The 4342-nt window shown below is 51.7% G+C and carries 4 protein-coding genes; 1 reads left to right on the top strand and 3 read right to left on the bottom strand.

What is annotated here, in order from left to right; genetic code table 11:
- Positions 1-213: 213 nt before the first annotated feature.
- From ACNRUY_RS25865 to ACNRUY_RS25855, 3 genes are all read right to left on the bottom strand, one after another.
- Positions 214-1770, bottom strand: coding sequence for an AmpG family muropeptide MFS transporter (locus ACNRUY_RS25865; protein WP_488114550.1), 1557 nt, complete (start codon positions 1768-1770; stop codon positions 214-216).
- 213 nt (positions 1771-1983) lie between these two features.
- The gene (locus ACNRUY_RS25860; protein WP_488114549.1) at positions 1984-2469 is read right to left on the bottom strand and encodes a YajQ family cyclic di-GMP-binding protein; all 486 of its coding nucleotides are present in this window, start codon (positions 2467-2469) and stop codon (positions 1984-1986) included.
- 187 nt (positions 2470-2656) lie between these two features.
- On the bottom strand, positions 2657-2878 hold the full coding sequence (locus ACNRUY_RS25855) for a dodecin (RefSeq protein WP_488114548.1): 222 nt from the start codon (positions 2876-2878) through the stop codon (positions 2657-2659).
- Between the two features lie 162 nt (positions 2879-3040).
- On the opposite strand from ACNRUY_RS25855, the gene ACNRUY_RS25850 reads away from it, so the two are divergent.
- Positions 3041-4081 carry a 2-dehydropantoate 2-reductase gene (locus tag ACNRUY_RS25850; RefSeq protein WP_488114547.1) on the top strand — a complete coding sequence of 347 codons (1041 nt, stop codon included), beginning with the start codon at positions 3041-3043 and terminating at the stop codon, positions 4079-4081.
- Positions 4082-4342: the final 261 nt, after the last annotated feature.

Below are 4342 nucleotides of genomic sequence, written 5' to 3'. Positions count from 1 at the left end.
GTCCGGGATCAGAGGCCTTGCCTGGTAACATGTCTTTGATCCGATCCCATTGATCATCTTTGAGTACTGTGCGAGCCATAGCAAACCAAATTCACATACTTTAGCTCACTATCAGCTGCCTTTCCGGCCTGGTTTCCAGCAATATGATTGAACGGTTAGATGATAACGCCGCCTAAGTGACCTTTTTTATTTTCCTGACACCATATCACTTATTTATTCAGGCTCATCCTGGTCAACCATCAATCGCCCAACATACGACACCAGAAGCAACACTGGCAAGCCAAGAATAGCGGAGCCAATAAAGAAGGCAGGGTAATCCAGTGCATCAACAAAAGTACCGGAGTACCCCGCCAGAAGTTTCGGCAGCAATGTCATCAGCGAACTGAAAATAGCGTATTGCATGGCGGTAAATGCCCGGTTGGTCAGACTGGACAGAAAAGCCACAAAAGCGGCGGAAGCCAGTCCACCACTGAGGTTATCTGCAGCAATCACCAGGCTTAAATACAGGCTGGAAGGCTCAAGGTTGGCAAGAAAAGCAAACAGGACATTGGATAGCGCGGCCAGCAGAGCGCCCAGCCACAATATTCTCATCACCCCATAACGGACCGCCAGCAAACCGCCAAGAAAGCCTCCGGCAATGGTCATGGCCAATCCGAACGATTTACTGATCGTGGCAATCTGATCCTTGGTATACCCCATGTCGTTATAAAACACGTTGGAGATGGTTCCCATGACAATGTCTGCGATACGATAGGTACCAACCAGTAACAGAATGTACAGAGCCAGCTTGCCATAGCGCTGGAAAAAATCCGTAAAGGGCGCAATGTAGGTTTCCCTGACCATGGCCCGGGGGGCCAGGTGAAGCCTGATCAACAGCCATGCCACGATACCGGCGACGAGCACACTGCCCAGAAGACGAGTGGTCCCTGAAATAAAACCGGCCACATGGGCAGAAAGACCTGCTTCACTCAGCGTACTTTTCAATCCGGCAACCAGGGGGGAAAGCTGTATAAAGCCAAAGACAAACGCACCTGCAGCCAGAGCAAACAACAACAGAAATCTCAGATAGTCACTGGTCCGGTATTCCGATGAACTGCCTGATAGAGAGTCAGGCTCAGAAACCATCAGGGTCGTCAATACACCAATCAACATGAAAACAGCCATGCAACGGTACGCCGAAGCCCATGCCTGATAATCGTAAGTACCGGCATCCGTCACCGTGAACCAGCTGGCAAGGGCCAGGGCTCCTGCTCCGGCCACCAGCATGCCGATCCGGTAACCGGCGATATAGGCCGATGACATCATGGCCTGAAGGTCCTTGTCACCGGCTTCAATACGATAGGCATCAATCACAATATCCTGGGTAGCAGAGGAAAAACCCAGCATCACCGCTCCTATGGCGACCCAGAAAAGTCCATCCACCGGATTATTGGCCGCCATAAACAGCAGAGCCCCAATCACCGCTGCCTGTGACACCAGTAGCCAGGAACGGCGACGCCCCAGCAGGCGGGTCAGCCAGGGAACAGGAATCCGGTCCACCAGGGGTGCCCAGACAAATTTAAAGGAATAGCCCAGAGCCGCCCAGCTGAAGAAAGTCACAGCACTTCGATCCACCCCCGCCTCACGCAGCCAGAGGGACAGGCTGCTGAAAATCAGCAGAATGGGCAGTCCCGCTGAAAACCCCAGAAAGAGAAGCGCGACCACCTTGCGATGAAAAAAACTTCTGCAGGCCTCCCCCCAGCTTTTATCGTGCTGTGCAGTTAAACCCATTGGGCATTCTCCATTATTGGTTAAGAGCGGGTTTTGGCTTTCAGGCTTCAGACCACTGACTCACAAAGGTTTCAGCTTAGGCTTTCCTGAGTATTTTGCTGAGTTTTTTATCCATGGGCCGTTCCCCCTGGAAGTATCCACAAATGCCCATAGCGAACGAAAACAGCTGTTCCCATCCTCTGATGAAAACAGCTGCTGGCCATGGCGAAACCTTTAATCCCGAAAGTTGTTGTATTGCAGTGGCATATCCAGATCAGCCTCACGGAGAAGCGAAATAGCCGATTGAAGGTCATCCCTTTTTTTGCCAGTCACCCTCACCTGTTCTCCCTGAATAGCGGCCTGGACTTTCAACTTGGCTTCCTTAATCAGCTTCACCACCTTTCTGGCCAGCTCCTTATCCAGTCCCTGACGAACCACGACATCCTGCTTGACCTGCTTACCAGAACCGTAGTGCTCCTTTACTTCCAGGCATTTGACATCAATGCCACGCTTAACCATTTTGGTCTTCAGCATTTCCACCATCTGCGCCAGCTGAAAGTCGGCATCGGCAGCTAGAACAATCTGATTGTCGCCGCTTTTTGCAAAACTGGCATCCACGCCTCTGAAATCATAGCGGGTGGTCAATTCACGATTGGCCTGGTCAATGGAGTTGGACAGCTCATGCATATCCACTTCTGAGACAATATCAAAAGAAGGCATTAGGGGTGATCTCCTTGAAAAATCTGATGACCACTATTTTAACCGGGACTGTCACTAGGAATGCAACTAAACCGCACCAAAGCAAGCCCCCTCAAACATGCATTTTCCAGGTTGGCGCGGTTTTGATGTGAGCCCCGGCTGAATGAAAGGCTGTCAGAAACTTCATCAGATCAATAGGGCAATACGCTCAAGACTTCCCTTTATGCTCCTCCAGCCGGAAACCGATTTTCACCGTCACCTGCCAGTGGGCAATTTCCCCATTCTCAATATGCCCCCGCTGCTCCACCACTTCAAACCAGCCCAGGTTTTTCAATGTCAGACTGGCCGTGGCAATGGCATTACGAATGGCGTCATCGCTGCTCAGTGTTGAACTGCCCACCACTTCGGTTAATTTATAGGTATGGCTCATGGCGCTTCTCTCCAGATGAATGGGGGTTGGAAAAGAGTCGTTCCTCAGAACAAACAGGATTAAGGAGTCCGCCCTGAAACTGATTTTCACCAGGGCACTGTCTGAGTATAGGCATCCAGTGATAGACTCGTGCCGTCGTCATGAGGCAGCCATTCTCCACCCATGGAAAAAAAACCATCTCCCACTCACTCTTTGCTGACACTTGAGCACCGAGGGGCAGAAACAGAGCCCCTCACTAACAAACCGGTATGGCATGTTCTGGGAGCAGGCAGTATTGGCTGCCTCTGGGCCGCGAGTCTGTACAAAATGGGCCGCCTGGTCCGGCTGATTCTCAGGGAACAACGCTATCAACAGGTCAGCTCTCAATGCACACATCCTTCCATCAAAATCAAGCTATCCACGGAATCCGGCCAGGAGCAGTACAGAGTAGCCATTGACTCGCCTTCCTCCCTGAAGGCTCTGGGAGGAGACCTGCCGATCTCTCACCTGGTCGTGGCAACCAAAGCTCAGGATGCACTGGCCGCCGTTACCAGCATTAAAAGACACCTTTCGAAACACTGTCGTATCCTGCTTCTTCAAAACGGCATGGGAAGCCAGCAGTCCATAGCCAGGACTTTACCAGGACATTCTGTCTGGGCCGGTTCCAGCACCGATGGGGCATACCTCAAAGCCCCTTTCGACGTGGTGCATGCCGGGCGTGGCAACACCTTCATCGGTCCACTGGAGTCATCACCTGAAGCCTTCGCTCCGGGAGAGCATCCCGGTTTTGAAGATCTGCTGGGAGCCTTTCACCTCAAGGTTCAGGTCATCACTCCCATTGAGCAGAAACTCTGGGAGAAACTGGCCGTCAATAGCTGCATCAATGGCCTGACCGCATTGTTCAACTGCAAAAACGGAGAACTGCTGGACCAGGGTCAAAAGCAGGGCTGGCTGGACCAGCTCATTGAAGAAACATCACAGGTGCTGGAAGTCTGTCAGCCCTCTCTGGATCAGAATCCGGAGAAACTGGCAGCAACGGTTTACCATGTTTGCCGTATTACCTCCGCCAATATTTCTTCCACCTGCCAGGATGTCCGGCTGGGCAGGGAAACCGAGCTTGGCTTTATCAACGAGTTCTTGATCAGCCAGGCCGACCAAGTTAGTCTGAAAGTCTCAAGTCATCGTCGGCTGATGGAAGCACTGGCCAGGGCAGGCAAAATCTGACTCGTGTCTTTGTCCTTAAGAAACCCTCTTAAGGCTGTCTGGAATTTTGACCGTCGGCGCTGTTCAAATTAAATGTTGCTAACATGGTCTATACTCCCTGAGCATGAGAATTGTCGTGTAAAGTGGAGTTCCAGCCATGAAACCTCAGCAATTCCAAGACATCCTGAAGTCCATACCCATGATGTCCCCAGAGCAGATCGGTGTCCTCCATAAAACTCTGCCGCCCTCACCCATTGCCGGTGATGCACAAGGTATTTCCGG

Source organism: Endozoicomonas sp. Z74 (assembly GCF_057680865.1).
Note: the sequence above shows the minus strand (reverse complement) of the source record. Positions and strands in the feature narration are given on the sequence as shown.